Source organism: Pseudomonas sp. Sample_24 (assembly GCF_004307605.1).
GTDB lineage: Bacteria > Pseudomonadota > Gammaproteobacteria > Pseudomonadales > Pseudomonadaceae > Aquipseudomonas.
Genome location: NZ_RCNW01000076.1, coordinates 1 through 945, shown reverse-complemented (window position 1 = coordinate 945; position 945 = coordinate 1). Strand labels below are relative to the sequence as shown.

The window sequence follows — 945 nt, the reverse complement described above, 5'->3', positions numbered from 1 at the left end:
TCGCCGGTGTCGACCGCATCATGGACATGGCGCGTACCGCACTGAACGTGATCGGCAACGCCCTGGCCGTGCTGGTTATTTCCCGCTGGGAAGGCATGTACGACGATGCCAAGGGCCAGCGCTACTGGAACTCCCTGCCGCACTGGCGCAGCAAAGAGAAGCTGCCGGCCGGCGAAGTTTCCAGCAACTGACACGCGCCCCGTAGGAGCATGGCTTGCCCGCGATGAATGAAAGCGCGGTGCATCTGATACACCGAGGCGTCCCGATCGCGGGCAAGCCTTGCTCCTACACAAGTCAATGACAGCACCAGACAAACCCCGGAGAAATCCGGGGTTTGTCGTTTCCGGCCACCCCGCTATCATTCGCGCATCTTTTGGGGGATTTGACTGATGCTCAATGGCCTGTGGCTTGGCTTTTTCATCGTGGCCGCGATTTCGGCGCTGGCGCAGTGGCTGATCGGCGGCAATGCCGGGATCTTCGCGGCGATGGTGGAAAGCATTTTCGCCATGGCCAAATTGTCGGTCGAAGTGATGGTATTGCTGTTCGGCACCCTCACCCTCTGGCTGGGTTTCCTGCGGATTGCCGAAAAAGCCGGGATTGTCGAGTGGCTGGCCAAAGCCCTCGGCCCGCTGTTTCTGCGCTTGATGCCGGAAGTCCCGCCCGGCCACCCCGCCATCGGCCTCATTACCCTGAACTTCGCCGCCAACGGCCTTGGCCTGGACAACGCCGCTACGCCCATCGGCCTCAAAGCGATGAAAGCCCTGCAGGAACTCAACCCCAGTGACACCATCGCCAGTAATGCTCAAATCCTGTTTCTGGTGCTCAATGCTTCTTCCCTGACCCTGCTGCCGGTGACGATCTTCATGTACCGCGCCCAGCAAGGCGCGCCTGATCCGACGCTGGTGTTCCTGCCGATCCTGCTGGCCACCAGTTGCTCGACCATCG

General features: G+C 61.0%; 1 protein-coding gene and 1 pseudogene. Both read left to right on the top strand.

Annotation, left to right across the window (positions count from 1 at the left end):
• Window positions 1-191 (top strand): annotated as a pseudogene (locus tag D8V06_RS03510) (glutamate/aspartate:proton symporter GltP); the annotation flags it as partial.
• Window positions 192-389: 198 nt separating this feature from the next.
• Window positions 390-945: nucleoside recognition domain-containing protein (locus D8V06_RS03505; protein ID WP_277751287.1), on the top strand; the 556-nt coding region annotated here is incomplete at its 3' end.